Consider the following 26,990-nt stretch of genomic DNA (forward strand, 5'->3'; position numbering starts at 1 on the left):
CACGACATCAGCTCGATAGGGCGCCACACTTATCTGCCCAGCCTCCGCGCGGAGGTGTCGAGGAAAGACCGAGCGCCACCACCGAGGGGCTCGGGGATGACCGGCGCGCCGGCACCGACTTTGCTTCGGGCCCCCGTTCCGGAGGGACGCTGGCGGACCGCTTCCGCCCGACCGGCCAGGGGCTCAGCCAGCCGCCGCGGCCCAGGGCGCACAGCCAACCCCCAGGACCAGGGAACCCAGCCGACCAGGGCTCAGCCGCCGGAGTCGTCCATCTCGGCACCCTCGGGCACCGTGTCGTCGTCCCGGCTGGCCAGCCAGCCCTCCGGTAGGAAGACCTTGCCGGGTGAGTTGGTACGACCGCGCGGCTGCCCGAGGGCGGCCATCGGGAACGGCTCCGCCGGGTCGAGCTTGCCGAGCAGGTCGTCGAGCTGGGCCAGGCTTTCGATCATCGCCAACGAGCGCCGCAGCTCGCCGCCGACCGGGAAGCCCTTGAGGTACCAGGCGACGTGCTTGCGGAAGTCGGTGCAGCCGTCCCGTTCACCTCGGGCCGGGTTGCGGGCGCCGGCCGTGAACTGGTCGACCAGCAGCTCGGCGTGCCGGCGCATGGTGACCGCCACCTCGCCCAGGGTGGGCAGCCGCCGCTCCGGCCGACCGTTGAAGGCGGCCTCCAGGTCGGCGAAGAGCCACGGTCGGCCCAGGCAACCCCGCCCGATGACCACGCCGTCCACGCCGGTGTGGGCCACCATGCGCAGTGCGTCGTCGGCCTCCCAGATGTCGCCGTTGCCGAGCACCGGCACGTCGAGGGCCTGCTTCAGGGTGGCGATCGCGTCCCAGTCGGCGGTGCCCGAGTAGCGCTGCGACGCCGTGCGCCCGTGCAGGGCCACCGCGGCAACTCCGGCCTCCTGGGCGGCCAGCCCGGCTTCGACGTACGTCAGGTGGTCGTCGTCGATGCCCTTGCGCATCTTGACAGTGACCGGCACGCCGGCCGGTGACGCGGCAGCCACCGCGGCCCGCACGAGTCGCGCGAACAGCCGGCGCCGCCACGGTAGCGCCGCGCCGCCACCACGCCGGGTGACCTTCGGGACCGGACAGCCGAAGTTGAGGTCGATGTGATCGGCCAGGTTGCGCTCGACGACGATCCGCACGGCGGCGGCGGTGATCTCTGGATCGGTGCCGTAGAGCTGGAGACTGCGGGGCTTCTCGTCGTCGCCGAACGCGATCATGCGCAGCGTCTTCGGATTGCGCTCGACCAGCGCCCGAGTGGTGATCATCTCGCAGACGTAGATGCCGCCGCCCTGCTCGCGACAGAGCCGACGGAACCCGATGTTGGTGATCCCGGCCATCGGCGCGAGCACGACCGGCGGCCACACCTGGTGCTGGCCGAGAGTCAGCGGGCGCAGCGCCGGCAGGGTCGAGGCAGTCACCGGACAAGTGTACGGGGCCCCGACCGGCGCTTATCGCGTCGGCCGAGACCCCGTGCGCAGTGTCTCAGCAGCCGGGGAGACGCTCGATCAGGTAGCGCTCGACCTGGTCCAGGGAGACGCGCTCCTGGGCCATGGTGTCCCGGTTGCGCACCGTCACCGCGTTGTCGTCCAGTGTGTCGAAGTCGACAGTCACGCAGAACGGGGTGCCGATCTCGTCCTGCCGGCGATAGCGACGCCCGATCGCCTGCGAGTCGTCGAACTCCACCACCCAGCGCTTGCGCAGCAGGGTCGCAAGGTCCTTGGCCTTGGGCGACAGCGCCTCGTTGCGGGACAGCGGCAGCACCGCCACCTTGACCGGGGCGAGCCTCGGGTCGAACCGCATCACGGTGCGCTTGTCCACGCCGCCCTTGGTGTTCGGCGCCTCGTCCTCGTCGTACGCCTCCAGCAGGAAGGCGAGCACCGCGCGGGTCAGACCCGCGGCCGGCTCGATGACGTACGGCATCCAGCGCTCACTCTTGCTCTGGTCGAAGTACGACAGGTCGACGCCGGAGTGCTTGCTGTGCGTGGAGAGGTCGAAGTCGGTGCGGTTGGCGACACCCTCCAGCTCGGCGAACTCGGTGCCACCGAACTGGAAGCGGTACTCGATGTCCACAGTCCGCTTCGAGTAGTGCGACAGCTTCTCCTTGGGGTGCTCGAACAGGCGCAGATTGTCCGCCGAGAGACCAAGGTCGAGGTACCAGTTCCAGCGCTCCTGGAGCCAGTACTCGTGCCACTGCTCGTCGGTGCCCGGCTCGACGAAGAACTCCATCTCCATCTGCTCGAACTCGCGGGTCCGGAAGATGAAGTTGCCCGGGGTGATCTCGTTGCGGAACGACTTGCCGGTCTGCGCGATGCCGAACGGGGGCTTCTTGCGGGCGACCGTCTCGACGTTCTTGTAGTTGACGAAGATGCCCTGCGCGGTCTCCGGGCGCAGGTAGTGCAGCCCTTCGTCGCTCTCCACCGGGCCCAGGTAGGTCTTCATGAGGCCGTTGAACATCTTCGGCTCGGTGAAGGTGCCCTTGTTGCCGCAGTTGGGGCAGTTCAGCTCGGCCAGTGAGGTCAGCGGCTTGCCGTGCTTCTCGGCGTACGCCTCTTCCAGGTGGTCAGCCCGGAACCGCTTGTGACAGAACTGGCACTCGGTGAGCGGGTCGACGAACTCGGCGATGTGGCCGGACGCCTCCCACACCTTGCGGGACAGGATCACCGCGGAATCCAGGCCGACGACGTCGTCGCGCTGCTGGACCATGGTCTTCCACCACTGCCGGCGAACGTTCTCCTTGAGCTCCACGCCGAGCGGACCGTAGTCCCACGCCGATCGGGTGCCTCCGTAGATTTCACTGGAGGGGAAGACGAAGCCTCGGCGCTTGGCGAGGCTGACGACGGCATCGATACGGTCGGCTGGCATGTTTCCTCCTACGCCGGCTGGCGGTCGGCGGGGGCGAGATGTGGATGGAACGGTCGGTTCGGGACAACGGTACGACCACCGTCGCCCCGAGCCCAGCAGAATACCGGGGACGGGTCAGCTGACCTCGCAGACCTCCACGCCGCCGGTCTGCCCGTCCTGCCCGAGGCTGACCTGTTGCCGCTCCCGGTCGCCGCCGTCGAGGGTCACGTCGACCGGCACGGTCAGGTAGGTGGTGTCCACCTCACCCACCCGGAACGCGGTCACCTGCGGTTCGGCGGCAGCGCGCCGCTCGAACTCCGGCCGGGACTCACGCCGCTGCGCGTCGTCGCAGAGCTGGTCGTACGCCCGCCCGTAGTTCCGCTCGACCAGCGCCTGGTAATAGTCGCCGGTCACGGTGCGGGCCTGTTCCCGGATCGCCTGGACTCCGCTGACGGCCAGGCCGACGACGGCGGTGCCACCCCCGCCGCAGCAGAGCACCACGGCGAGCGCGCCGACGCCGAGGCCGATCCAGAGCCGAGTCCGGCGACCCTCGGTGGGCGGCGCGGCGAACGGCGGAGCCACCCCGGGACCGGGTGGCGGGGCGGGTGCGGTCATAGGAGCAGCGTAGTGTCCGGCGGCTCAGCGGTAAGGACCCGCAGCCCGATCACTCTCGGCGACGACCACGGCCCCGCCCGGGGCGGCGGTGGCCAGCGCCTCGTAGGCGGAGGGCTCGTCGACGGACTCGGCGAGCAGCGGCACGGCGCTGACCTTGACCTCGAAGGCGCCCAGCGCCCGCCGGTACGTGCCGACCGACTCCCATTCGGTGACCAGTGACCAGTGCCGGGGGTCGTCCAGCGCTCGGACCAGTTGGCCGCGCAGGTAGCCGGGCCGGGCGGCCAGCGCGGTGAGGGCGGCGTGCGCCCGTTCGGCGAAGCCGTCGGCGGCATCGACGTCGACCACGAACCGGTTGGTCACCAGCACCGGGGGTTCCTCCTCGTAGAGTCTGTGGGATGCAGCGTACGCAGCGCCCTCTGCTCGCCCGGTTGGCCGGGGCGAACCCGACGTCGGTGTTCCTGCTCACCCTGGTGGTGGTGCTGGTGGCGTTCTTCACGCCCGGGGTGATCGGCGGGCTGCTCACGCTCGCGCTCGCCGGGGTCCTGATCGCCCTGTTGGCGACGACCTGGGCGGTTCAGGCGCCGCAGACCCGGGTGATCCGGCTGGTGATGCTCACCCTGCTGGTGACGGTGGGCCTCGCGAAGCTCCTCTGACATGCAAGCATGCGTTTTTGACAATCATTATCGTTGCCACGGACAGTTGACGACATGACCAACCGCGCCACGTACCGTGTCCTGGCCGCCGCGACCGCCCTCCTCGCCCTGGGCGCCGGGGCCGGCTGCTCCACCGGCGGTGCCGCCGGCGCCGACCCCCAGCGAGTCGACGTGGTGGCCGCGTTCTACCCCCTCCAGTTCCTGGCCGAGCGGATCGGCGGCGACGCGGTCCGGGTCACCAACCTGGCCAAGCCCGGTGCCGAGCCGCACGACCTGGAACTCAACCCGAGCCAGGTCGGTGAGGTCAGCGACGCGGAGCTGATCGTCTACCTCAAGGGGTTCCAGCCGGCGGTGGACGACGCCGTGGCCCAGAACGGCGGCGACCGGGCGTTCGACGTGACCAGCGTGCAGCCGCTGTTGGACGCGTCCGCCGGTGGGCATGACCACGAGGGCGAGGAGGGGCACGCCGAGGAGAGCGGCGGCAAGGACCCGCACGTCTGGCTCGACCCGACCCGGCTGGCCGGCATCGGCGACCAGCTCGCCCAGCGCCTCGGCAAGGCCGACCCGGACCACGCCGCCGAGTACACCGCCCGGGCGGCCGCCCTGCGCGCCGACCTGACGACCCTGGACGGCGAGTTCAAGCACGGTCTGGCGACGTGCCAGCGGCGGGAGATCGTGACCAGCCACGCCGCGTTCGGCTACCTCGCCGACCGCTACCAGCTGGACCAGGTCGGCATCACCGGGCTGAGCCCGGACGTCGAGCCCTCGCCGCAGCGCCTCGCGCACGTGATCGAGGAGGCCAAGGAGCACCAGGCCACCACGATCTTCTTCGAGACCCTGGTCAGCCCGAAGGTGGCCGAGACCATCGCCGGTCAGGTCGGCGCGAAGACCGCCGTGCTCGACCCGATCGAAGGGCTCGCCGCCGGCAGCAACGGGGACTACCTTTCGGTGATGCGCACCAACCTGCGGACCCTGCAGACGGCCTTGAGCTGCTCGTGACCTCACCTGTCATCACCGTCGAGCACGGGGTGGTCGGCTACGACGGCCGCCCCGTGCTCCGGGACATCTCGCTCACCGTGACCGCCGGCGAGGTGGTCGCGATCCTCGGCGCCAACGGCTCGGGCAAGTCCACCCTGATCCGCGCCGTGCTCGGGCTGGTGCCGATCAGCGCCGGCTCGGTCACCCTCTTCGACCGGCCGTTGCGCCGGTTTCGACAGTGGGCACGCATCGGGTACGTCCCGCAACGGCTGGGCGCCGGCGGCGGGGTACCGGCGACCGTCCGCGAGGTGGTGGCCTCCGGCCGGCTGGCCCGTCGGGGGGTGCTGCGTCCGCCGGGTCGAGCCGACCGGTCCGCCGTCGACGCCGCGCTGGGCGCGGTCGGGCTCGCCGACCGGGCCGGTGACCCGGTATCCACGCTCTCCGGCGGCCAGCAGCAGCGCACCCTGATCGCCCGCGCCCTGGCCGGCCAGCCGGAGCTGCTGGTTCTCGACGAGCCCACCGCCGGGGTGGACGCGGCCAGCCAGGAGGCGTTCGCCGGCGCGCTGCGCGACTTCGTCGGCGACGGCGGAACGGTGCTTCTCGTCGCCCACGAGTTGGGCCCGCTGCGACCGGTGATCAGCCGGGCCGTCGTCGTCCACGAGGGTCGCATCGCCCACGACGGCGCGGTGCCGGACCCGGCCGGCCATCACGCGGAGCCCGACCACGACCACGTGCACCCGCACTGCTACGACGAGCCCGCCGGGCTGTGGAGCAACTGACCCATGGAACTCTTCCAGTACCCCTACATGCAGCGCGCCCTGATCGGCGCACTGGTTATCGGCTTGGCCGCGCCGGCGCTCGGCATCTATCTGGTGCAGCGCCGGCTGGCGCTGATCGGCGATGGTGTGGGGCACGTGGCGCTGACCGGCGTCGGGGCGGGGCTGCTGCTCAACCGTTCACCGGTGCTGGTCGCGGTGATCGCCGCCACCATCGGCGCGATCGCCATCGAGATCGTCCGGGCCCGTGGGCGTACCTCCGGTGACCTGGCTCTGGCCCTGCTCTTCTACGGCGGCATCGCGGGCGGCGTACTCCTGGTTGGCCTCTCCGACGCGACCAGCGCGAACCTCAACGCCTACCTGTTCGGGTCGCTGACCACCATCTCGCCCGCCGACCTGACCACCATCGCGCTGCTCGGCGCGGCGATCCTGGTCACCATGATCGCGTTGCGGCCGGCGCTCTTCGCGGTCAGTCACGACGAGGAGTACGCCCGGGTCTCCGGCCTGCCGGTCCGCACGCTGAACCTGCTGATCGCGGTCGCCACCGCGGTCACAGTGACCATCGCCATGCGGGCCGTCGGCGTGCTGCTGATCAGCGCGTTGATGGTGGTGCCGGTCGCCACCGCCCAGCAGGTCACCCGGGGCTTCCGCAGCACGATGGCCGCCGCGATGGCTCTCGGTTTTTTCGCCGCCGGCTCGGGTGTCTGGGTGGCGGCCACGGCGGACACCGCACCGGGCGCCTCGGTGGTGCTGGTGGCGATCGCGTCCTTCCTGGTGGTGGCCGTCGCCGGCGCTGTCTGGCGGGTCGTGCGCCGTCGGACGACGCCGACCGCCGCGCCGACACCGGAACCTCACGAGGTCGTGCTGAGCTGAGCCTGGTCAGCGCAACGTCGGTGGTATTGGTTACCGTTGCAGGATGACCAGCGCGACGGGCTACGACGGGTTCGACGGGGCCAGCGAGCTGCTCCGCGCCCTGTCCGCTCCCATTCGGCTGGCCATCGTCAGTGAGCTGGCCGGCGGCGAGCGGTGCGTGCACGAGTTGGTGGAGAAGCTCGGCGCGGCGCAACCACTGGTCTCCCAGCACCTGCGGGTGTTGCGCGGAGCGGGGGTGGTGCGCGGCTCCCGCCGAGGCCGGGAGATCGCCTACAGCCTCGTCGACGAGCACGTCGCGCACATCGTGGCCGACGCGGTCAGCCACGCCGGGGAGGGATCATGAGCGAGAGCAGCGCCGCGGTGCGCAACACCCGGCAGCGTTCGGCGGTGAGCGCCCTGCTGGGCGAGATGGAGGGCTTCCACAGCGCCCAGGACCTGCACGCGATGCTGCGGCAGCGCGGCGAGCGGGTCGGCCTGACCACCGTCTACCGCACCCTTCAGGGGCTCGCCGACGCCGGTGAGATCGACGTGATGCGTCCGCCCGGCGGCGAGCACCTCTACCGCCGCTGCAGCGAGGGGCACCACCACCACCTGGTCTGCCGGGTGTGCGGGCGCACGGTCGAGGTGGCCGGCCCGGCCGTGGAGAGCTGGGCCGATCGGGTCGCCGCGCAGCACGGCTACGCCGACGTCAGCCACACCCTGGAGATCTTCGGCACCTGCCCGACCTGCGTCCGGTGACGATCGGCAGGCGGGCGAGCTGCAGCGCCCCGGCGAGCCAGGCATTGAGAACTGAGTGCCTGCCGTAGGAGCGGCACTCGTACTCTCGCTGGGTGAGCGAGAGCAATGACTACGTGAGGCTGCGAGGAACTTTCAACGAGGACGCTGAACGGTATGACCGTGCGCGGCCCCGGTACCCGGCACAGATGTTCGATGATCTCGCTGCGGCCGGCGTAGCGCCCGATGCAAAGGTGTTGGAGATCGGCTGTGGCACCGGGCAGGCGACCGTGCCGCTGGCGGAACGGGGCTACCGGATCGTGGCCGTCGAGTTGGGCGCAGACATGGCTGCTGTGGCTCGGCGAAACCTTGCCGGCTCCGACTCGGTGGAGGTGGTGACGGCAGCGTTCGAGGAGTGGCCCTTGCCTGCGGAACCGTTCGACGTGGTCCTCTCCGCGACAGCGTTCCACTGGATCGATCCGGCCGTGCGGGTGTCGAAGTCTGCTGACGCCTTGCGTCTCGGTGGTCTGCTGGCCACCGTGGGAACCCACCACATCGCCGGTGGCACCTGGACCGAGGCGTTCTTCGTTGAGATTCAGGAGCTTTACGAGCGCTTCGATCCGTCGACCCCATTGGGCCTGCGTCTTGAAGGTGCTCCAGACATTCCGGAGGACGATCGGGAGCTGACCTCGTCGGAGCGATTCGGGCCTGCGAGCTTCTACCGATACGAGTGGGAGTTGCCGTACTCGACAGCGGACTACCTGGATCTGCTGTTGACCTACTCCGGCCACCGCGCCTTGCCGGACGCGCAGCAGAGCGCATTGCTGAACTCCATCGCGCGGCTCATCGACGTCAACTACGGGGGCCAGGTCGTCAAGCGCTACCTGACTGAGCTGAGGCTCGCCGAACGTGTCCGGTGAATCGCTTCTATCGGTAGCGGTCGTCGGATTCACCAGAGTGCACGTGCATTCGGCCGAGTCCTGGTTGAACGGCGACGGGTGCCCCGCCGCGTCCGTTCGTGGCACGCTGGCCGACGTGAAAATCTATGCCGATCGGTTCCCGACCGCCGCCCGTCAGTTGCTCACCGACCTGCTCGTCGTCGCCTGGGTGTACGTGGCGGTCCGCGGCGCGCTGTGGCTGCACGACCTGGTGCAGAAGCTCGCCGTGCCGGGGCAGAAGTTGGAGGGCGCCGGCAGCGGGCTCGCCGACAACCTCGCCGACGCGGGCGGCAAGGTTCGCCGGGTCCCGCTGGTCGGCGACGAACTCACCGCACCCTTCCAGCGGGCCGCCGACGCGGCCCGGGGGCTCGCCGACGCCGGGCGCGACCAGCAGCACCTTGTCGACCAACTCGCCCTGGCCCTCACCATCGCGGTGCTGATCTTCCCGCTCGGCATCGTGCTGTTCGGCTGGCTGCCGCTGCGGGTCCGCTGGATGCGCCGGGCCGGATCGGCGACGAAGCTGGCCGCCGGGCCAGCCGGCCGGGACCTGCTCGCCCTGCGCGCGCTGGCCACCCAGCCACTGGGCAAACTGACCAGGATCGGTCCGGACGTCGCCGAGGCGTGGCGGCGCGGCGACGACGCGACAGTCGACGCCCTGGCCGCCTTGGAGCTGCGCCAACTCGGCCTACGAGGCCGGGGCCGCTGAGGCCGCTCCCCGTCGCGCCGATCTTGCAGTTTCGGTTGCCGACATGCGTGGAATGCCCGTTGTGTCGGGACAGCAAGTGCAAGATCGCGGAGCAGGCAGAGGTGAGCCCGGCCGGGCGCAGGCTCAGCTCGACGAGGGTGTCGTTAAGGTCGTCGGGTGTTCTACTTCCTCGTCGTCATCGCCGTCCTGCTGCTCGGCTACGCCGCCGTCCTGGTTTCCTTCCTCCGCCGGGGCAAGAAGATCCCACCCGCGGCGTACCTGGCCCTGGCCGGGCTCAACGGTCTGATCCTGGCGGGAGTGCTGGCCTGGGCGGTCTCCCGCTGACCGACACCGCCGGCCCGCGTGACGCGGTTTACGGCTTCGGCGGGATGCGGCGACGGACGTCCTCCGCGGTGGACGGGCCGGGCGACCAGCGGGCCACCCAGGGCAGCTCCTCGGACGGGGTGAGCACGCCCTCCTCCAGGCCCGCGTAGCGGCCGGCGAGGATGCGCTTGGCGGCGGCGGTGTCGACCGAGTCGGTGTTGTCCCAGAGTGCGGCGAACAGGGCGTCCACCCGCACCCGCGCCTGCCGGCAGAACAGGTCGGCCAGCTCGACGTTCTCCGGGCTGCTGTCCCGTTCGGCGTTGGCCCGGACGCAGACCGCGGACATCGCGAACAACTCGGCGCCGATGTCCACCACCCGGCCGAGGAACGCCTGCTTACGCTCCATCTTTCCCTGCCAGCGGGACATCGCGTAGAACGTCGACCGGGCCAGCTTGCGCGACGAACGCTCCACCTGGCGCAGGTGCGCGGCGAGCGGGCCGAACTCGGCGTACGCCGAAGGGCTCTGCCCCCGGCCGACGGCGAGGGTGGGCAGCCACTTCGCGTAGAAGGCGCCCGCTCGCGCGCCGGCTCGGGCCTTGCGGCCCAGCCCCGCGTCCGGGTCGATGATGTCGCCGGCCACCGACAGGTGGGCGTCGACCGCCTCCCGCGCGATCAGCAGGTGCATGATCTCGGTGGAGCCCTCGAAGATCCGGTTGATCCGCAGGTCGCGCAGCATCTGCTCGACGGCGGCCGGGCGTTCGCCGCGGGCGGCCAGTGAGTCGGCCGTCTCGTAGCCGCGCCCGCCCCGGATCTGGATAAGCTCGTCGGCGATCTTCCAGGCCATCTCGCTGGCGTACAGCTTGACCAGTGCCGCCTCGATCCGGATGTCGTTGCGGTCGTCGTCGGCGAGCAGGCAGCAGAGGTCGAGCATCGTCTCCATGCCGTACGTGGTGGCGGCGATGAAGGAGAGCTTCTGCGCGACCGCCTCGTGCTCGCCCACCGGCCGTCCCCACTGGACCCGGTCGGCGGCCCACCCTCGGGCCACGTTCAACGCCCACTTGCCCGCGCCCACACACATGGCCGGCAGTGAGAGCCGGCCGGTGTTCAGAGTGGTCAGGGCGATCTTCAGCCCCTTGCCCTCGCCACCGATGACGTTCTCGGCGGGGACGATCACGTCGTGGAACCGGGTCAGGCTGTTCTCCAGGCCGCGCAGGCCGATGAACTCGTTGCGTCGCTCGACAGTGATGCCGGGGCTGTCGCCGTCCACCACGAACGCGGTGATCCCGCCCCGACGTCCCTCGGTGGCCGGCACCCGGGCCATCACCACCAGCAGGGTGGCCACGATGCCGTTGGTGGCCCAGAGCTTCACCCCGTTGAGCCGGTAACCGGTGCCGTCCTCGGTCGGCTCCGCGATGGTGGCCAGCCGGGCCGGGTCGGAGCCGACGTCCGGCTCGGTGAGCAGGAACGCGGACACCTCGCCGGCGGCGAGCCGGGGCAGGAAGCGTTGCTTCTGCTCGGCGGTGCCGAACATCTTCAGCGGCTGCGGCACCCCGATCGACTGGTGCGCCGAGAGCAGCGCGCCGATGGCCGGGCTGACCGAGCCGGCCAGCATGAGCGCCCGGCAGTAGTGCAGGTTGCTCAGCCCGAGCCCGCCGTACTTGCGGTCAATCTTCATGCCGAACGCGCCGAGGTCGGCCAGGCCGTGGAACACCGAGTCGGGTATCGACGCGTCCCGCTCGATGGCCTCACCATCCACCTCGGAGGTCAGGAAGGCGCGGAACCGACCAAGGAACTCCTCCGCGCGAGCCACGTCGTCCGGATCGGATCGGGGCCACGGGTCGATCAGGTCGAGCCGGAACCGGCCGAGGAACAGCTCCTTGCCGAAGCTGGGCCGGTCCCAGGTGGACTCGCGGGCGGCCTCGGCGACCTGCCGGGCCTCCTTCTCGGTGACCTGCCCGGCTTCCGCGGGCAGCGGCGCGGCGGCACCGGCGGTGATTTCGGAGTCGGGGCCGTCCGGTGCCGGTCGGCCATCCTGCGTCGTGGTCACGGCTGCCCCCTCGAAGCTCGGTGCGGCTGTTCGACGTGCGCGACTACCGCCACGCTACCCCCGGTTGTTACCCAGGGGTAGCGCTGCGTGAAGATCGGCGCGGTCAGCGACCGTTAATGGTGTCCGGGTCGTCGTCATCGTCGTCGATGTCGTCCTCACCCCAGTTGCGTCGGGCGAACGGCAGGGCCACCCAGAACGTGAGGAACCAGATTCCGGCCAGGGCACTGAGCACGAAGGCGATCGGCCGGTCCAGCACGAAGTCGGTGATCAGCAGCACCGCGCTGACCATTGCGATCAGCATGAAGGCGAGGCCGCCGGTGGCCATCCGGTGCGCGAAGCGGACCAGCTCCGGTTTGCGCCCCTGCCGGAACAGCGCCCGGTGGAACGCCACCGGCGAGATGATCAGTGCGGTGGCGGCGGCCGCCGCGAGCAGCGCCACGATGTAGACGTCGCGCTGGAACTCCGTGGTCTCGGTGAACCCGTTGCTGAACGGCAGGGTGAGCAGGAAGGCGAAGAGGATCTGCACGCCGGTCTGGGCGACCCGCAACTCCTGCAGCAGGTCGGCGAAGTTGCGCTGCCAGCGCTGCTTCTCGGTCTCCTTGGACACGCGCTACCTCCGGTGAGACGCTACTGCCGGCGGTCCCGGCCGCCGGCAGCAACGCCAATGCCCCACCCGGCCGAGCGCGAAACAGGTTCACGACACCGGCCGTTCAATTCGGCGACGCAGGTCGGCCGCCAGCACCGTGTCAGGACCCGCGTCGGATCCGGCCCGCGTACCGCGCTTCCAGCTCGTTGTTGTGCGCGTCGCCGTCCGGGATGTTCGCCGACAGGTAGACCGGGGGTCGCTCCCCCGCCGCCAGCAACCGCGCCACGACCTCCACTGTCACCTGCTGCGCCAGCAGCGCCGCTGTGATCGAGGAGACCGCGCCGACCGCGCCGCCACCGGGCAGGGGCAGCGTCGCGTCGCCGTACGGTGCGCCGTTGTCGAGCACCACGTCGGCGAGGTCGCTCAGCTTGCGTCCGGACGGGTGCCGGGAGGTCATCCGGCCGGAGTGCTGCGCCGAGGTGATCGCCACCAACCCGTGACCGTGCTCCTTCACCAGCGTGGCGAACTCCACCATCGCGCCGTTGACCCCGGAGTTCGAGGCCAGCACGAAGACGTCGGTGGGGCGCACCGGGGCCAGCTCGTAGAGGCGGTGCGCGACGGCCGGGTCCCGTTCCAGCAGCGGGCCCAGCCGGTCGGCCGGTTCGCCGCCCAGCAGCACCAGGTCGCGTAGCGCGATCCGGTTGGTCGGCACCAGACCGCCCGCCCGTCCGGCGATCTCCATGGCGAGGGCCTCCGAGTGCCCGGTGCCGAACGCGTGCACCACGCCGTCGGCTCGGACGGCCTCGGCGATCAGGTCGGCGGCCCGCCCCACCGCCTCCCGCTGACTGGCGGCCACCCGGCCGATCGTCTCGGTCACCACGGCCAGGTAGTCCTCGGCACTCACCGTCATACGTCCTCCGTCGTTCGATTACGGGCCAGCCAGCGAACCGCGAAGTCGACAGCCGCCCGCTGGCGCATCAACCTGCCGGTCCCGGTGCCCACCGGTGCGGTGCGTACCGCCCCGGTGGCCTCCAGGTCCCCGCCCAACGCGGCGAAGTCGTCCGCGTCGAGTCGTACGTCCTGCCACCACACCCACTCCCGACCACCGTCGGCGGTACGCACTGCGGCACCGATCCGCTCCCGGGGCGAGCCGGGGCAGCGGTACTCGGCCAGGTGCAGCGAGGTGCTCACCGAGTGGTCCACGCCGAGCAGCAACACGTCGGCGTCGAGGTCGTAGAGGCGGGCCAGCGGTGAGCCCTCGCCGAGCATGTCCGCCAGGGTGTGCCCGGCCACCACCTGCTCGGCGGCCGGGCCGAGCGCGGCGAACGACACGTGCGGATGGGAGCTGCGCAGCGCGCCGGGCCAGCCGCGGACCGTCTCGGCGAGCGCGCCCATGAACCGGCTCGGGGTGACCGCGGGGTCGAAGCCCGGCATCTCCGAGCGGATCAGCGGCCACCAGCCCGCCGGCACGGGCGGGTTACGCCACTGCGCGGGGTCGCTGTTGTCGGGCGTGTGGGTGGGCACCACGATCGTGCCGTCCGGGCCGAGCGCGTCGCGCAGGGCGAGCACCATCGCGTGCGGGCCGCCGCTGATGAAGCCCAGGGGACGCAGCGCGGCGTGCACCAGCAGCGTCGAGCCGGGGCGTACGCCGAGCACGCGCAGCTGCGCGGCGACCGAGCGACGGCTGCCCGGCCCGCTGGCGTCCGTCGTCACGATGGCTTTTCCTCGCCGGCCCGCACGGCTCAGGCCGTTCCGCCGGCTCGGGCCAGGATCGCCTCGGCGAGCGGGGCCGGCGCAGCGTCCGGGATCCAGTGACTCACCCCGGGCAGCTGCACGAAGCGGTAGTCGCCGGTGACGTTCTCCGCGCACGCCTCGGCGGCGGTCCGGCCGATGGCGACGTCCCGGTCACTCCAGACGTACGTGGTGGGCACCTCGACCGGGCCGACGCCGGCCAGGTCGGCGCGGGACATCGCCCGGTACCAGTTCAGCGCGGCGGTGAGCGCCCCCGGCTCACGCATCGGGTCGGCGTACCGGTTCACCCGGGACGTGTCGCCCACCCCGCCGAGCAGCTTGCGCAACGCGGTGGCGTGCCACGCCAGCAGCACCTTCTCCGCCTTGTCGGGCTTGCGGAACAGCGCGATGTACGACGAGCGGGCCTTCTGTTGGGCGTCGGTGCTCAGGGCGTGCGCCATGGCCGCCGGATGCGGTACGGACACCGCGGTCAGCGTGTGCACCCGTTCGGGATGCCGGGCGGCAACCGCCCAGGCCACGATCGCGCCCCAGTCGTGGCCGACCAGGTGCACGGCGTCCAGCCCGAGCCCATCGAGCACCGCCACCACGTCGGTGACCAGTTCGGGGATCCGGTAGTCGGCCACCGCCGTGGGCCGGGCGCCGGGTGAGTAACCGCGCTGGTCCAGCGCGTACGTGCGCAGCCCACCCGCGTGCAGCGCCGGCACCACGTCGTCCCACTCGCCACTGTGCTGAGGGAAACCGTGCAGCAGCAGGACGGGTACGCCGTCCGTCGGACCGCCGACGGTCACCTCGAACGTGAAGCCTCGCGCGTCAACCCGCATGATCGGAAGCGTACCCACGGATCGGCAGAGCCGTCTGCGGCAGCATTGGGCCCCTCATTAGGCAAGTGGGGTGATATGGACGACTACCACGTCTGTCTGACTCAGACAATAAAGGACCACCTCACGTGTCCACAACTCCGCCTATCTTGTCGCTACGTAGCAACCCATCCCAGCACCACAGCGGATCGAACGCAAGCGTTGCCAAGCCCACAAACCGTATGGCAGCATTCACTCACATCGATGGCCAGAGCGATATTGCTGGCCCCAACTTTACGGGGGATAAATGTCTCGACGTAAGTCCGCAGTCATGGTGCTCGCCGCCCTCGCGGCAGCCGCCATAGCCATTCCAGGTCAAGCATCGGCCGCGCCACTCCCGACCGAACCCGCGATTCCGAACGAAGCAGGATCGGACGTTAGCCCGCTCGGCGTCACCGACGGAGACGTGACCAATCGACTCCCTTCGAGCTACACGGTAAAGATCGCCGATCTCGGTGGCGGGTCTACCAGTTGCCCCACCTGGACCGCAGCGGGCGCGAGCACCACCTACGCATGCACTACTTGGTGGCTGCCGTCAGGACAGTCCGACGACCAGATCCGCGGAGCCAATTTTGACACTGACGCCTTCATGGTCGAGTCGGCCTACACCGTCAAGGAAAACCGGACCGGTGGACGCACCTACAGTGTCCCGGCTTTCAAGTGGGTCAAGTTTAGCGACGGACTCAACGTTAACTGTGCGGTAAGTTCAGGCAAGGCTCTCTGCACGATCGGCTAAGCCTGCCTCCATTTCGGCAGATCGTAAGGGGTCCCGCATTTCAGTGGGACCCCTTACTGCAGTATTCAAAACTGCGCGCCGACGACTACTTGAGTCGCAACCAGTCACGCATGCTATCCTTCGCGAGACAACTTCACATCCGACAGGGGAGCGCACAGCGCTGAGAGTGCGGGCACGCCCGCAGACCCTCGAACCTGATCTGGGTAATGCCAGCGCAGGGAGTTCGGTCGACCTCCAGCCGCGCCGCGTCCGGTGCCACCGGACGCGGCGTGCGTCTTCTCCTGGTTCGTTCACTGAACTGGGAGCAAAGCATGGACAACATCACCAACCGTTGGCGCACCATCGACATCATCATCACGTCGGTGTTGGGGGTCGCCTTCGGCGTCATATTCTGGGCTTGGGGCCTGTTGTGGTCTGCGACGGAGGGGGCCTTCGCCTTCTTCCCGCCGGCTCAGGCTCTCCTATACGGCGTCTGGCTGCTTCCCGGCGTGCTGGGCGGCCTGGTGATCAGAAGGCCGGGCGCGGCCTTCTACTGCGAGTTCCTCGCCGCTCTCGTGTCCGTACTCCTGGGCAGCCAATGGGGGCTGGTCGCCGTCATGCAGGGTGCCTTCCAGGGGGTCGGCGCCGAATTGGGATTTGCTACCTTCCGGTACCGATCGTTCCGCCTTCCCGCGGCTCTCCTCTCTGGCACGCTGGCCGGCCTGGCCGCCGCGATCTTCGACCAGGTCCGGTACTACAGCGAACTGGATCTGCTCAGCTTCCGGCTGCCCATGCTCGTCATCACCATCGTCAGCGCCACCGTGATCGCCGGCCTGGGCGGCTGGCTGCTCACCAACGCCCTGGCCAACACCGGCGTCCTGGACCGCTTCCCCGCAGGCCGAAACCGAGCCCTGATCTAACCCCCACCCACTCGCGTCGATCATGAGGTTGACGGGCGGATGGATCTTCATAACCGCCGTCAACCTCATGATCGACCGTGCAGGGTTAGGCGGGGCGCGCGGTTGGGTGGGAGGGGGTGGGTTGGTGGGCGGGGTACTGCTGCGGGGGTTCGGGTGGCGGCACGCTGGGCGGCGCGCCTGGGCCGTGCGCGGGGTTGATCTGCGGGTTGAGGCTGGAGAGCGGGTTTTGCTGCTTGGGCCCTCCGGGGCTGGTAAGAGCACACTGCTCAGCGCGCTGGCCGGGCTGCTCCCCGAGGATTCCGGCGAGCAGGAGGGCACCGTCGAGATCGACGGGCTCGACCCGCGCAAGGGGCGGGAACGGGTCGGCATCGTCTTCCAGGACCCGGAGACCCAACTGGTGATGGCGCGCTGCGGCGACGACGTCGCGTTCGGGCTGGAGAACCGGGGCGTTCCGGCCGACGAGATCTGGCCCCGGGTGGACGAGGCGCTGCACCGGGTCGGCTTCCCGTACCCCCGGGACCGCCACACCGCGGCGCTCTCCGGCGGCGAGCAGCAACGCCTCGCCCTGGCCGGCGCGCTGGCCCTGCGCCCCGCCCTGCTGCTGCTCGACGAGCCGACAGCCAACCTCGACCCGGCCGGAGCCGAGCTGGTCCGGCACGCGGTGGCCGGCGCGCTGGACGCCGACACCACGCTGATCCTGGTCGAGCACCGGGTCGCCGAGGCACTGCCGCTGGTCGACCGGGTGGTCGTCCTGGAAGCGGGCGGCGGCGTCCGCGCGGACGGCACACCCGAGGCGGTCTTCGCCGCCCACGGCGCAGCCCTGGCCGCCGAGGGGGTCTGGGTGCCCGGTCACCCCATCTCGCCCCGAGCGGCCACCGCCGACCCCGGGGAGGTGTTGCTCACCGCCGACCGGCTCGGCCTGCCGCCCCGGCTGGGCTCCACCGACCTGGCGGTACGCGCCGGTGAGGCACTCGCCGTACGCGGACCCAACGGTGCCGGCAAGTCCACCCTGGCGTTGCTGCTCGGCGGTCTGCTCCGGCCGGGCAGCGGGCGGGTCACCGCGTCCGCCGAGTTGGCCGGCGCGGACCACCGCACTCCCCCGCACCGGTGGCGGGCGCCCGCGCTGGCCCGACGGATCGGGTCGGTCTTCCAGGATCCGGAGCACCAGTTCGTCACCAGCACGGTCTTCGACGAGCTGGCGCTGGGCCCGCGCCGCACCGGTCAACCCGAGGCGGCCGTCAAGGAGACCGTGGCCGGGCTGCTGGACCGGCTACGGCTGGCCCGGCTCGCCGCTGCCAACCCGTACACCCTCTCGGGTGGCGAGGCGCGGCGACTGAGCGTCGCGACCGCCCTGGCCACCGCGCCACGCCTGCTGATCTGCGACGAACCCACCTTCGGCCAGGACCGGCGGACCTGGCGGGAGCTGGTCGACCTCTTCGCCGACCTGCGCGACGCCGGGCACGGCGTGGTCACTGTCACCCACGACGCGGACTTCGTCGCCGCGCTCGCCGACCGCACCGTCACCCTGCACCGCGCCCCGGACGACCACCGATGATCAGCATCGAGCCGGTCGCCGCACCGGACGCGCCGTTGGCCCGCCGCAACCCGGTGGCGAAGGTCGCCGCCGCACTCGTCTTCTCGTTCACCCTGCTGGCGACCCTGGACCCGGTGGCCCCGGCGATCGCCATCGCCCTCGAACTGGCCGTCCTGCCGCTGTTCGGCATCCGCTACCGGGTGCTGGCCCGGCGGGCCTGGCCGCTGCTGCTCAGTGCCGCCGGCATCCTGGTCACCCTGGTGCTGTTCGCGGCCGATCGGTCCGGCCGGGTTCTGCTGGACGTGGGACCGGTGCTGGTGAGCACCGGCGTCCTGCTCACCGCGCTCGGCCTGGTGCTGCGGGTGTTCGCGGTGGCCCTGCCCGGTGTGATCGTCTTCGCGACCACCGACCCCACCGACCTGGCCGACGCGTTGATCCAGAACACGAAGGCGCCGGCCCGGTTCGCCATCGGGGCGCTGGCCGCGTTCCGGCTGGTGCCGCTGCTCGGTCAGGAGTGGCAGATGATCAGCATGGCTCGACGCGCGCGGGGCGTCGACGCGGGACGCAACCCGGTGGCGAAGCTGCGGCTCTTCGCATCCACCGCGTTCGCGTTGCTGGTCGGGGCGATCCGCCGAGGCACCCGGTTGGCGGTGGCGATGGACGCGCGTGGCTTCGACGCCGGCACACCCCGTACCGTTGCCCGTCAGCAGCACTTCACCCGCGCCGACGTCCTCCTCATCGCCGGCGCGGTCGTCCTCGCCGCCGCCGCCCTGACCACGAGCGTCCTCCTGGGCACCTTCCGCCCCCTGATCAGCTGAGTCCCACCCCGCCGGCCGCTCGCCGGCTGCCCGCCGCCGGCTGCTGCCCGCCGCCGGCCGCCCGCCGCTCGCCGCCCGCCGCCGGCCGGCAAGATCCGCACAACATCAGGGATGTAGTGGCCTCGTTGGCGGCGGAGGCCACTACATCCCTGATGTTGCTGTCACCACCCAGCGCCCACGCGCCGCCCTCGCCGATCTTGCGGTTCTGTCGTTGATTCGTCCCGTTATGCCGGTGATGCGGCGACAGGAAGTGCAAGATTGCCGGGCCAGGCCAGCCCGGGCCGGCCCGGGCCGGCCCGGGCTGGCTGGGGTGGCTGGGGCGGCTCGGTCAGCTGCGGCGGAAGGCGTAGCGGCGGGCCTGGCCGGCTTGCTGGCTGCGGCCGCCTCCGGAGCGGCTGCCGCCACCCTGCGGCGGGCCGGCCGTCGGTGCCTTCGGTCGACCGGTCGGCTTCGGCAGATCTCGCATCGTCGGCGCATCAACGACCGCCGGAACGTCAACGACCGCCGGCACATCGAACGCTGTCGGCACGTCGACCGGCGGCGCCACCTCGTCCAGGACGGCCACTGGCAGCGCCGGCTCGGCCAGCACCGCCAACAGCGCAGGCTCGGCCAGTGCCGTCGGTTCCACCAGCACCGCCGGCAGGGCTGGTTCGACCGCGAGGTCGAGGGCGGGGAGGGTGGTTGGGAGCGGGCCGTGGCCGGCCGCCGGGTCGACGCCGAGCGGCATCGCTCTCGGGGTACGGGTCTTCTTCGGGTTACGCCTGGCAGGCATCCGGGCCTCCTTCAATGCCGACCGGCACGGCCGGTCCCGCGCTGCGGCGGTCGGTCGGATCGGCTGGTGACCGTCGTTGCGCGACGGTCGAGTGGGGAAGGGACTGCTCACCGGGGCCAGGCAGGGCCATCGCCGCCGAACGGCGGGGAGGGAATGCGGGACGCCCGGGAGCGCACGGACCGCGACGCGGGACGGCGGGCCGGCTCGGAAGTGGGGCGTCAGTTACGCATGTTCGTACCGTAGCGACCGCCGGACCGACGCGCATCCGTTTTTACTGGCACGATCGGCACATGCTGATCGCGTTCTCGATCACCCCGCTCGGCGGTGACGACTCCGTGGGTGACCTGGTCGCCGAGGCGGTGCGGGTGGTCCGTGCGTCCGGCCTGCCCAACCGGACCGATGCCATGTTCACCACCGTCGAGGGCGAGTGGGACGAGGTAATGGCGGTGGTGAAGCGGGCGGTCGACGTGGTCGCCGCGCGGGCGCCCCGGGTGAGTGTGGTGCTCAAGGCCGACGTCCGGCCCGGGGTCACCGACGCGCTGACCGGGAAGATCGCCCGTATCGAAGCCCGTCTCGCCGAAGGCTGACGCGCGCGGCGCGGGATGACGACAACTTTCCCTGCGCGGGGCATACCGACCACCGAAATGAGGCCGAGCCGCCAGCGGCAACGTCCACATTACGTGCAGTAACGGGACGTCCATCACTGGTCCGTATCGGCTCACATCACGGTAAGTTTCCAAACGCTGATAGTGGTGTGACGAGAGGTGGCGGCACGAATGGCTGATCAGGCGAGGGCACAAATCGGTGTGACCGGGCTGGCGGTGATGGGTCGCAACGTGGCCCGCAACCTGGCCCGCAACGGCTTCACTGTGGCAGTGCACAACCGCTCGCCGGAGCGCACCCGCAGCCTGGTCGCCGAGCACGGCGACGAGGGCACGTTCCTGCCGGGCGAGACGATGGCCGATTTCGTGGCGTCACTGGAACGACCCCGCGCGGTCATCGTCATGGTGAAGGCCGGCGCGCCCACCGACGCGGTGATCGACGAGTTGGTGCCGCTGCTCGACGAGGGCGACATCATCGTCGACTGTGGCAACGCCCACTTCGCCGACACCCGTCGCCGCGAGGAGGCGCTGCGGGCGCAGGGGCTGCACTTCAGCGGCACCGGCGTCTCCGGCGGCGAGGAGGGCGCGCTGCGCGGGCCGAGCATCATGCCGGGCGGCTCCGTCGAGTCGTACGCGAAGCTCGGGCCGATGTTCGAGAAGATCGCCGCCCAGGTGGACGGCGTGCCGTGCTGCATGCACGTCGGGCCGGACGGCGCCGGGCACTTCGTCAAGATGGTGCACAACGGCATCGAGTACGCCGACATGCAGCTCATCGCCGAGGCGTACGACCTGCTCCGGGCCGGCCTGGACGCGACGCCGGCCGAGATCGCGGAGATTTTCCGGGAGTGGAACAACGGCGAGCTGGAGTCGTTCCTCATCGAGATCACCGCCGACGTGCTCGCGCACACCGACGCGGCGACCGGCCGGTCGTTCGTGGACATCGTGCAGGACCGGGCGGAGCAGAAGGGCACCGGCCGGTGGACCGTGCAGAGCGCCCTGGACCTGGGCATCCCGATCACCGGGATCGCCGAGGCGACCTTCGCCCGTTCGCTCTCCGGGCACGTCGACCAGCGCGAGGCGGCCCGCCGGGCGTTCCCCGACGCGGGTGAGAAGTGGCAGGTGACCGACCGGGAGACCTTCGTCGAGGACGTCCGCCGGGCGCTGCTCGCCTCCAAGATCGTCGCGTACGCGCAGGGCTTCGACCACATCCGCGCGGGCAGCCAGGAATACAACTGGGACATCGACCTGGGCGGCACCGCAACGATCTGGCGGGGCGGCTGCATCATCCGGGCCCGCTTCCTCAACCGGATCCGTGAGGCGTACGACGAGCAGCCGGACCTGCCGACGCTGCTGGTGGCGCCGTACTTCGCCGAGGCGGTCAGCGCTGGCGTGCCGAGCTGGCGGCGGGTGGTGGCCGACGCGACCCGGGCCGGTGTGCCGACGCCCGCGTTCTCGTCGTCGCTGGCGTACTTCGACGCGTTGCGCGCGGAGCGGCTGCCCGCCGCGCTGATCCAGGGTCTGCGGGACAACTTCGGCGCGCACACCTACCAGCGGGTGGACCGCGAGGGCTCATTCCACACCACCTGGGCCGCCGACCGCACCGAGTCGCCGGCGTAGCCGGGGTGGCGCCCTGCGCGCCACCGTGATCGTGCTCGATCCCTGATGTAGTGGTCTCCCCCGGTGGGGAGGCCACTACATCCATGTTCGGGCGAGATCATGGGGGTAGGCCGCGCGGGTGACGGTCAGGCGACCGTGGCGTGCATCTCCCAGACCAGGATCTCGGCCGGTTCGTCGGTGGTCACCCGCCGGCCACCGGTCATGGTGAGCCGGGCGGCGTCACCGCTGCCGAGCGGACCGCTGCCCTCCAGGGTCACAGTGCCGTCGGGCACGTAGAGGTGCACGTAGGGCGCGTCCGGGATGGTGACCTCGTCGCCGGGGGCGAGGCGGGCGGCGTGCAGGGTCGCGTACCGGTTGCGGATCCGGATCGCGGACGCGCCGTCGTAGCGGTCCATCCCGGAGGCGATCGGCACGAGGCCCCCGCGGAGCAGCTCGTCCTCGATCTCGAGTTGCTCGTAGCCGGGGTCGACGCCCTGCTCGTCGGGGAGCACCCACATCTGCACGAAGTGCACCGGGTCGGTGTGCGGCTCCTGGTTGTTGAGCCGCCAGGCGTCGTTCTTCTCCGAGTGCAGGATCCCGGTGCCGGCGCTCATCCGCTGGGCCAGACCCGGGTAGATCACCCCGGAGTGCCCGGTGGAGTCCTGGTGCACCAGGGAACCGCGCAGCACCCAGGTCACGATCTCCATGTCCTGGTGCGGGTGGGTCTCGAAGCCGGCCCCCGGTCGGACCACGTCGTCGTTGTTGACCAGCAGCAGGCCGTGGTGGGTGTTGGCCGGGTCGTAGTGCCGGGAGAACGAGAAGGAGTGCTTGGAGTCCAGCCAGGAGATCCGGGTGGCGAAGCGATCATCGGCACGACGGATGTCGACAGCGGGTGCGGGCGCGGTCACCAGGCACGCTGCCCGGCGTCGGGGGTCGACGGCGCCCAGGTCAGGGCCGGCTCGCCGGTGGCCAGTTCGGCGATCTCACCGGTGCGCAGCTGCGGTGTGTGGCCGAATTCGGCGCAGTGCTGCTCGGCGATCTCGGCACAGATCTCGGCCACCTGCTCGCAGATCGGGTCGCCCAGGTCGGCGGCGTTCAACGCCATGATCATCTTAAAGCGGAGATCACGCATCTGCCCCCCAACCGCCGTCGTCCCACCACCTCCGGACCCTACCCGCCGCCCTTGCGCAGGACCCCGAAACGAGCACACCACCCCCGCTCGGTGCCAGGCCTGATGGTCGTCGTGGTGCCTGCCCAGGCCCCTCGGCACTGCGGGGAATGCGACAACGCCGCCCGCACGGGGGGTGCGGGCGGCGCTGGGACAGCTGGGGGTCGGTCAGAAGAAGCGGCGGCGCTTGGCCTTCTGCGGACGGATCAGGTCCGCACCCTTGGTCAGCAACCGGGTCGCCCCGGAGGGACCACGCCGGGCCTCCAGGGTGTGGCTGAGCCGGCGGGCACCGGCAGCGGCCAGCGGCACCGCGATCGCCATCACCGCCCACTGGGCAACGCGCTTCTGGATCATGTGGGTTCACCTCCGTCAGTGGCTTCTGACGTCTCTGATACCCAGAGTGACGTGCGGGTAAGCGCGTCGGCTCAGATAACCGGGGCGACCGGGTTGGGCAGCGCGCCGCCGAACCGTCGGTCCCGCTGGGCGTACAACTCGCACGCGTACCAGAGGTGGCGGCGGTCGAAGTCGGGCCAGAGCGTGTCCAGGAAGACCAACTCGGCGTACGCGGTCTGCCAGAGCAGGAAGTTGGAGATCCGCTCCTCCCCGGAGGGGCGCAGGAACAGGTCCACCTCCGGGATCTCCGGGTGGTAGAGGTACTTCGCCACGGTCTTCTCGGTGACCTTCGCCGGATCCAGCCGGCCGGCCGCCACGTCCCGCGCGATCGCGGCGGCGGCGTCACCGATCTCGGCCTGCCCGCCGTAGTTGACGCAGAACTGCAGGGTCAGCGTCGAGTTGTCGCGGGACATCTCCTCGGCGGTCTGCAACTCGGAGATGACGCTCTTCCACAGCCGACCGGGCCGCCCCGACCACACCACCCGTACGCCCAGGTCGACCAGCTGGTCCCGGCGGCGACGGATCACGTCCCGGTTGAACCCCATCAGGAACCGGACCTCGTCGGGCGAGCGCCGCCAGTTCTCGGTGGAGAACGCGTACGCCGACAGGTACGGGATGCCCATCTCGATGGCGCCCTCGATGGTGTCGAAGAGGCTGTGCTCGCCCGCCTCGTGCCCCTTGGTGCGGGGCAGCCCACGGTCCTTGGCCCAGCGACCGTTGCCGTCCATCACCACCGCCACGTGCTTCGGCACCGCCTCGGTGGGCAGCGCCGGAGGGCGGGCCCCGGACGGGTGTGGCACCGGCGGCGTCGGCTCGCGCCGGCCCGCCTTCTTCGATCGGATCACGTGGTCACTCCCTGTTCGCGCCGTCCGCCCCGGCCTCGACGTCGCCACGTGGCCGGAGCACCACGGCCCCGGTGCCCTCCGGCGGCGGGGCCGTGCCGGCCGCCGAGGAACCCCGGTCGACCAGCGGCAGCGAGCGTAGCGCGCGCTCCAGGTGCCACTGCAGGTGAGCCGCGACCAGCCCACTGCACTCCCGACGTACGGCGGCGTCGGTGGCGTCGGCGATCACCCAGTCGCCGGAGGTCAGCGCGGACATCAGATCGATGGTGGCCGGTGCGGGATGAGCCGCCCCGGGAGGCCGGCAATCCGGACAGACCGCGCCGCCGGCCGGCACCGAGAACGCCCGGTGCCGCCCGGGCGTGCCGCAGACCGCGCAGGCGACCAGCGCCGGCGCCCAGCCGGCCAGGGACATCCCGCGCAGCAGGTACGCGTCGAGCACCAGGGTGGTGGCGTGCTCGCCCCGGGACAGCGCCTTCAGCGCGCCGATGGTGAGCTGGAACAGCCGCAGCGACGGCTCCCGTTCCACCGGGGTCAGCCGCTCGGCGGTCTCGGCGATCGCGCTGGCCGCCGTGTAGCGCGGATAGTCGCCCAGGAACCGTTTGCCGTACAACTCGATGCCCTCGACCTGGCTGACGGTGTGCAGAGAGCTGCCGTGATTGCCCTTCGGGTCACCGGCGAGCTGGAGGTCGACGTGGCCGAACGGCTCCAGCCGGGCACCGAACTTGCTGGTGGTTCGGCGGATCCCTCGAGCCACCGCGCGCAGCCGGCCGTGCCGGCGGGTGAGCAGGGTGATGATCCGGTCGGACTCGCCGAGCTTCTGTACACGCAGCACCACCGCGTCGTCGCGGTAGAGCTGTCGGCGATACCCGGCCATCGGGCCATTCTCCCTCGGGGTGTGAAATCAGGGTTGGTTCGGGGTGCAAGCGCGGATGAACCCCGATGCGGCCACCTCGTGCTCGGTCGTAGCGTGCTGGTCATGGCACTGCACCTGACCACCACCCCCCGCCGTCGTCGCGTCGCCGCTCCCGTCGCGCTAGGGCTCGCCACCACCCTCATCGTGCTCGCCGGGTGCGACAACCTGTCGTTCCGTCGGCTCGACTACGACAACACCGAGGCGGTCCGGATCACCACGGTCCGGGTCTCCGGAGGGTCGGGCGACGTGGTGGTCCGCGGCACCGGCCCGGCGTCCGAGGTACGGATCAAGCGAGTGGTTCGCTACCAGGGCGGTGAACCGGACAACACCCGCTACGAGATCAAGGGCAGCGAGCTGGTGCTGGACACCGACTGTGGCTCGCGGTGCAGCATCTCCTACGAGGTGACGGTGCCGGAGGGTGTGGCGGTGCAGGGCGAGACCAGCTCCGGCAACGTCGAGCTGAGCCGGGTCGGCACCGTGGACCTACAGGTGCGCTCGGGCGACGTGCGGATCTCCGGTGCGTCGGGCGCGGTCGGGGTGGAGGCCCGCTCGGGCAACATCGAGGTGAACGAGGCCGCCGCGGCGGTACGGCTGCGCGCCTCGTCGGGAGACATCAGCGCACGCCGGCTGGGCGGCACTGTCGACGCCGAGGCCAGCTCGGGCAATGTCAACGTGGAGCTGGACAAGCCCGCCTCGGCCCGGGTCCACGCCTCCAGTGGTGACGTCACGCTGGTGGTGCCGCAGGGCAGCTACCGGGTCCGGTCCAACGCCGACTCCGGCGACGAGACCGTCACCGTCGCCGACAACCCGGCGGCGTCCCTGGTGCTCGACGGTTCGGCCAACAGCGGCAACCTCACGATCAGCGAGCGTTGATCTCGACGTTGGCCCCGGCCGTCCGCTGCGCCGGCACCACCGCTCGTTCGACTGTCGCCCCGGCACCGCCCGCCGCTTCGGCACCCGGCCGGACCGCACCCTCGGCGTCCGGCCGGACCGCCGCGTCGGCGGACTGCGCCGGGCCGCCGGGAATCAGCTCCGGGCGGCGGCGGGCGGCGACGTCCTCGACCCAACCGACGGCCAGGGTGACCAGCCCGACCAGAGCGAAGACCAGCAGTACCCGGATGGCCAGGCCCACCGGGTCCTGGTGGGACCAGCCCACCACGTCGACCAGCGGAGTGAGCGCCACCACGAACGGCATGTGCCAGAGGTAGACGGTGAGCGCCCGCCGGTTGAGCACTGTCACCGCCCGGTCGGCCAGTCGGCTCCGGCTCAGCCAGGCCACCCCGACCGGCGCCCGGCCCAGCACGATCAGAATGAACGCGGCTGACCAGAGGGCGTTGCCCAGGGGGTTGTCGTTCAGGTCGTACCCGCGCGGCCCGGGATGCTCGACGATCCAGGCACCGCCGCCAACGGCGAGGGCGAACGCCACCGGGTAGAGCAGCCGGCCGGAGAGTCGGCGCAGCATCCCGGCGTGATGGGCGAAGCCGAGCAGCCACGCGCCGAAGTAGAGCCCGAACTCGCGCAGCACCGGCGGCGCCGGGTAGATCCCCACCTCGATCATCACCAGCAGGAGGTACGGGGCGAGCAGGGTCATCAGCGGTGCACGCCGGAACAGCCAGAACGCGACCGGCGAGGCGAGCACGAACCAGAGATAGTCGCGCAGGTACCAGATGATGCTCAGCGCCAGCGCGCCCCAGTGATTGGCCGGCGGGTCGGCGATCGGGAACAGCCACAGCAGCACCCGAGGGCTCACCGACAACCCGCTGAACAGCATGGCCGGCACGAAGACCACAGCGAGCACCCACAGCGACGGCAGCAGTCGACGCAGCCGACGCCCGACCGCCGCCGGTCCGACCCGGGTCAGCGACGCGGCCATCAGCGAGCCTGCCAGCGCGAACATCACCGACATGGCGGGGAAGACGAGGGTGAGGGTCGCCCATCCGGTGACGTGGTAAACCACCACTCGAACGATGGCCAGGGCACGGAGGAGGTCGAGGTACCTGTTGCGCATCAGCCTGCATCTCGGTCGGGGACGCGGGGTACAACTTTCCTACCCTGCGTGGCGCCCGCACCAA

32 protein-coding genes and 1 riboswitch are annotated in these 26,990 nt (G+C 70.9%); of the genes, 16 read left to right on the forward strand and 16 right to left on the reverse strand.

The annotated features are described in order from the left end of the window. Positions 1-251: 251 nt before the first annotated feature. The 4 genes from dusB to FB453_RS20595 form a co-directional block, all read right to left on the reverse strand. Positions 252-1,424 (reverse strand): tRNA dihydrouridine synthase DusB, encoded by a 1,173-nt coding sequence (dusB, locus tag FB453_RS20580; RefSeq protein WP_112601757.1) that lies wholly within the window; start codon positions 1,422-1,424, stop codon positions 252-254. Between the two features lie 64 nt (positions 1,425-1,488). Next, positions 1,489-2,868, reverse strand: a complete 1,380-nt coding sequence (locus FB453_RS20585; RefSeq protein WP_091409675.1) for a glycine--tRNA ligase — start codon at positions 2,866-2,868, stop codon at positions 1,489-1,491. 114 nt (positions 2,869-2,982) lie between these two features. After that, positions 2,983-3,462: a hypothetical protein gene (locus tag FB453_RS20590; protein ID WP_112589144.1), complete on the reverse strand. Its 480-nt coding sequence runs from the start codon at positions 3,460-3,462 to the stop codon at positions 2,983-2,985. 24 nt (positions 3,463-3,486) lie between these two features. After that, positions 3,487-3,828 carry an antibiotic biosynthesis monooxygenase gene (locus tag FB453_RS20595; protein WP_145792476.1) on the reverse strand — a complete coding sequence of 114 codons (342 nt, stop codon included), beginning with the start codon at positions 3,826-3,828 and terminating at the stop codon, positions 3,487-3,489. Between the two features lie 29 nt (positions 3,829-3,857). Here FB453_RS20595 and FB453_RS20600 point away from each other — a divergent pair, with 29 nt between their 5' ends. The 9 genes from FB453_RS20600 to FB453_RS34295 all read left to right on the forward strand — a co-directional run bounded on the left by FB453_RS20600 (position 3,858) and on the right by FB453_RS34295 (position 9,424). Then, the gene (locus FB453_RS20600) at positions 3,858-4,115 is read left to right on the forward strand and encodes a hypothetical protein (RefSeq protein WP_112589140.1); all 258 of its coding nucleotides are present in this window, start codon (positions 3,858-3,860) and stop codon (positions 4,113-4,115) included. Positions 4,116-4,169: 54 nt separating this feature from the next. Next, positions 4,170-5,114 (forward strand): metal ABC transporter substrate-binding protein, encoded by a 945-nt coding sequence (locus FB453_RS20605; protein WP_145792478.1) that lies wholly within the window; start codon positions 4,170-4,172, stop codon positions 5,112-5,114. Continuing rightward, entirely contained in the window at positions 5,111-5,872 is a 762-nt protein-coding gene (locus tag FB453_RS20610; protein ID WP_091409689.1) for a metal ABC transporter ATP-binding protein, read from the forward strand. The genes FB453_RS20605 and FB453_RS20610 overlap by 4 nt, the downstream gene beginning before the upstream one ends. A 3-nt stretch (positions 5,873-5,875) precedes the next feature. Next, entirely contained in the window at positions 5,876-6,742 is an 867-nt protein-coding gene (locus FB453_RS20615) for a metal ABC transporter permease (protein WP_091409693.1), read from the forward strand. Positions 6,743-6,785: 43 nt separating this feature from the next. Then, the gene (locus tag FB453_RS20620) at positions 6,786-7,085 is read left to right on the forward strand and encodes an ArsR/SmtB family transcription factor (RefSeq protein ID WP_030338189.1); all 300 of its coding nucleotides are present in this window, start codon (positions 6,786-6,788) and stop codon (positions 7,083-7,085) included. Next, a complete protein-coding gene (locus tag FB453_RS20625; protein ID WP_145792480.1) occupies positions 7,082-7,480 on the forward strand; it encodes a Fur family transcriptional regulator in 399 nt (132 codons plus the stop codon). Before FB453_RS20620 ends, FB453_RS20625 begins: the two co-directional genes overlap by 4 nt. A 92-nt stretch (positions 7,481-7,572) precedes the next feature. Further along, the gene (locus FB453_RS20630) at positions 7,573-8,376 is read left to right on the forward strand and encodes a class I SAM-dependent methyltransferase (RefSeq protein WP_222431375.1); all 804 of its coding nucleotides are present in this window, start codon (positions 7,573-7,575) and stop codon (positions 8,374-8,376) included. A 115-nt stretch (positions 8,377-8,491) separates the two neighbouring features. Beyond that, positions 8,492-9,100: a hypothetical protein gene (locus FB453_RS20635; RefSeq protein WP_145792482.1), complete on the forward strand. Its 609-nt coding sequence runs from the start codon at positions 8,492-8,494 to the stop codon at positions 9,098-9,100. Between the two features lie 156 nt (positions 9,101-9,256). Next, positions 9,257-9,424: a hypothetical protein gene (locus tag FB453_RS34295; RefSeq protein WP_167493739.1), complete on the forward strand. Its 168-nt coding sequence runs from the start codon at positions 9,257-9,259 to the stop codon at positions 9,422-9,424. Positions 9,425-9,452: 28 nt separating this feature from the next. Here FB453_RS34295 and FB453_RS20640 read toward each other — a convergent pair whose 3' ends face one another. The 5 genes from FB453_RS20640 to FB453_RS20660 all read right to left on the reverse strand — a co-directional run bounded on the left by FB453_RS20640 (position 9,453) and on the right by FB453_RS20660 (position 14,609). Beyond that, positions 9,453-11,450: an acyl-CoA dehydrogenase family protein gene (locus FB453_RS20640; protein ID WP_145792484.1), complete on the reverse strand. Its 1,998-nt coding sequence runs from the start codon at positions 11,448-11,450 to the stop codon at positions 9,453-9,455. A gap of 103 nt (positions 11,451-11,553) precedes the next feature. Further along, positions 11,554-12,057, reverse strand: coding sequence for a DUF6328 family protein (locus FB453_RS20645; protein WP_091409708.1), 504 nt, complete (start codon positions 12,055-12,057; stop codon positions 11,554-11,556). Between the two features lie 139 nt (positions 12,058-12,196). After that, a complete protein-coding gene (locus FB453_RS20650; RefSeq protein WP_112584644.1) occupies positions 12,197-12,946 on the reverse strand; it encodes a sugar isomerase domain-containing protein in 750 nt (249 codons plus the stop codon). Continuing rightward, the gene (locus FB453_RS20655; protein ID WP_145792486.1) at positions 12,943-13,749 is read right to left on the reverse strand and encodes an AAC(3) family N-acetyltransferase; all 807 of its coding nucleotides are present in this window, start codon (positions 13,747-13,749) and stop codon (positions 12,943-12,945) included. The genes FB453_RS20650 and FB453_RS20655 overlap by 4 nt, the downstream gene beginning before the upstream one ends. 29 nt (positions 13,750-13,778) lie before the next feature. Continuing rightward, positions 13,779-14,609, reverse strand: coding sequence for an alpha/beta fold hydrolase (locus FB453_RS20660; protein WP_145792488.1), 831 nt, complete (start codon positions 14,607-14,609; stop codon positions 13,779-13,781). Positions 14,610-14,916: 307 nt separating this feature from the next. Between FB453_RS20660 and FB453_RS20665 the strand changes: the two genes are divergently transcribed. The 4 genes from FB453_RS20665 (at position 14,917) to FB453_RS20680 (ending at position 18,632) form a co-directional block, all read left to right on the forward strand. After that, a complete protein-coding gene (locus FB453_RS20665; protein ID WP_145792491.1) occupies positions 14,917-15,381 on the forward strand; it encodes a hypothetical protein in 465 nt (154 codons plus the stop codon). A gap of 134 nt (positions 15,382-15,515) precedes the next feature. Beyond that, a riboswitch (TPP riboswitch) is annotated at positions 15,516-15,620 on the forward strand. 72 nt (positions 15,621-15,692) lie between these two features. Continuing rightward, entirely contained in the window at positions 15,693-16,280 is a 588-nt protein-coding gene (locus tag FB453_RS20670; protein WP_145792493.1) for an ECF transporter S component, read from the forward strand. Between the two features lie 124 nt (positions 16,281-16,404). Then, positions 16,405-17,835, forward strand: a complete 1,431-nt coding sequence (locus tag FB453_RS20675; protein WP_145792496.1) for an ABC transporter ATP-binding protein — start codon at positions 16,405-16,407, stop codon at positions 17,833-17,835. After that, entirely contained in the window at positions 17,832-18,632 is an 801-nt protein-coding gene (locus tag FB453_RS20680) for a CbiQ family ECF transporter T component (protein ID WP_145792497.1), read from the forward strand. The genes FB453_RS20675 and FB453_RS20680 overlap by 4 nt, the downstream gene beginning before the upstream one ends. A gap of 328 nt (positions 18,633-18,960) precedes the next feature. Here FB453_RS20680 and FB453_RS20685 read toward each other — a convergent pair whose 3' ends face one another. Next, positions 18,961-19,404, reverse strand: a complete 444-nt coding sequence (locus FB453_RS20685; RefSeq protein ID WP_145792499.1) for a hypothetical protein — start codon at positions 19,402-19,404, stop codon at positions 18,961-18,963. 290 nt (positions 19,405-19,694) lie between these two features. Here FB453_RS20685 and FB453_RS20690 point away from each other — a divergent pair, with 290 nt between their 5' ends. Both FB453_RS20690 and gndA read left to right on the forward strand, forming a co-directional pair. Continuing rightward, positions 19,695-19,991, forward strand: coding sequence for a thiamine-binding protein (locus FB453_RS20690; RefSeq protein ID WP_030336432.1), 297 nt, complete (start codon positions 19,695-19,697; stop codon positions 19,989-19,991). Positions 19,992-20,180: 189 nt separating this feature from the next. Further along, entirely contained in the window at positions 20,181-21,623 is a 1,443-nt protein-coding gene (gndA, locus tag FB453_RS20695) for an NADP-dependent phosphogluconate dehydrogenase (protein WP_112588251.1), read from the forward strand. Between the two features lie 125 nt (positions 21,624-21,748). On the opposite strand, the gene FB453_RS20700 is transcribed toward gndA, so the two are convergent. The 5 genes from FB453_RS20700 to recO form a co-directional block, all read right to left on the reverse strand. After that, entirely contained in the window at positions 21,749-22,510 is a 762-nt protein-coding gene (locus FB453_RS20700) for a pirin family protein (RefSeq protein ID WP_112588253.1), read from the reverse strand. Continuing rightward, complete coding sequence (locus tag FB453_RS20705; protein ID WP_225855276.1) at positions 22,507-22,707, reverse strand: thioredoxin reductase; 201 nt, start codon at positions 22,705-22,707, stop codon at positions 22,507-22,509. The genes FB453_RS20700 and FB453_RS20705 overlap by 4 nt, the downstream gene beginning before the upstream one ends. A 231-nt stretch (positions 22,708-22,938) precedes the next feature. Beyond that, complete coding sequence (locus FB453_RS20710; RefSeq protein ID WP_112588255.1) at positions 22,939-23,124, reverse strand: hypothetical protein; 186 nt, start codon at positions 23,122-23,124, stop codon at positions 22,939-22,941. A 71-nt stretch (positions 23,125-23,195) separates the two neighbouring features. After that, positions 23,196-24,008, reverse strand: coding sequence for an isoprenyl transferase (locus FB453_RS20715; protein ID WP_091409745.1), 813 nt, complete (start codon positions 24,006-24,008; stop codon positions 23,196-23,198). A 4-nt stretch (positions 24,009-24,012) separates the two neighbouring features. Continuing rightward, a complete protein-coding gene (gene recO, locus FB453_RS20720; RefSeq protein ID WP_145792502.1) occupies positions 24,013-24,879 on the reverse strand; it encodes a DNA repair protein RecO in 867 nt (288 codons plus the stop codon). Between the two features lie 102 nt (positions 24,880-24,981). On the opposite strand from recO, the gene FB453_RS20725 reads away from it, so the two are divergent. Beyond that, the gene (locus tag FB453_RS20725) at positions 24,982-25,791 is read left to right on the forward strand and encodes a DUF4097 family beta strand repeat-containing protein (RefSeq protein WP_145792516.1); all 810 of its coding nucleotides are present in this window, start codon (positions 24,982-24,984) and stop codon (positions 25,789-25,791) included. Here FB453_RS20725 and FB453_RS20730 read toward each other — a convergent pair. After that, positions 25,778-26,926: an acyltransferase family protein gene (locus FB453_RS20730; protein WP_145792518.1), complete on the reverse strand. Its 1,149-nt coding sequence runs from the start codon at positions 26,924-26,926 to the stop codon at positions 25,778-25,780. The genes FB453_RS20725 and FB453_RS20730 overlap by 14 nt on opposite strands. Positions 26,927-26,990 lie beyond the last annotated feature (64 nt).

Source organism: Micromonospora sp. CNZ322, from assembly GCF_007827755.1.